The organism is Neisseria sp. P0021.S007, assembly GCF_051956855.1.
In genome coordinates, this window is record NZ_JBQCXA010001328.1 from 1 (window position 1) to 497 (window position 497).

Genomic DNA, 497 nt, shown 5'->3' on the forward strand with positions numbered 1-497 from the left:
TTGCAAGCGGAAGAAGGATAGAAATGAAGCTGTATTCTGCTACAAGAAATCGAACAAATCCAAAGCTCGGCGGCTGTTTTACCTCAGTTTACACAAATGAGAATAACTACTATTTCTGACGTATTTCTTTAGTATTAGACCCTATCGGTCAGACGAAATATTTTTTAACCCTAATTAACAAACATCGCAACTATTCCAAGTCAGCGGCTGTGTTTGCGCACCAACTCCGCCAGCGCGGCAGCCAATTCAGGATGCTTGTCTTCCAATTTTGCCGCCGCCGCATCAAAACTCTCCAATGCCGCCCCACTCAAATGCAGGCTGTTGACCTTGGGTTGCGCCGGCGGCTTCGGTACGACTTTGACCGCCACATCTTGAATACCCGCGTTCAATTCCTGAAGCTGCGGCACAAGCGCGGGCAATATCATTTTCAGTCGCGAGGCAGCCATGCCGTTTGCTGCCAGCAACACCAACCTGCCCTCTTCGATGCAGGCGGTTTG

General features: G+C 49.5%; 1 protein-coding gene. It reads right to left on the reverse strand.

Going from position 1 to position 497, the window contains the following annotated elements; all coding sequences use genetic code 11:
* Nucleotides 1–200: 200 nt before the first annotated feature.
* Nucleotides 201–497 (reverse strand): DciA family protein (locus ACTHUR_RS18990; RefSeq protein WP_440400329.1); only part of this gene is annotated, 297 nt, incomplete at its 5' end.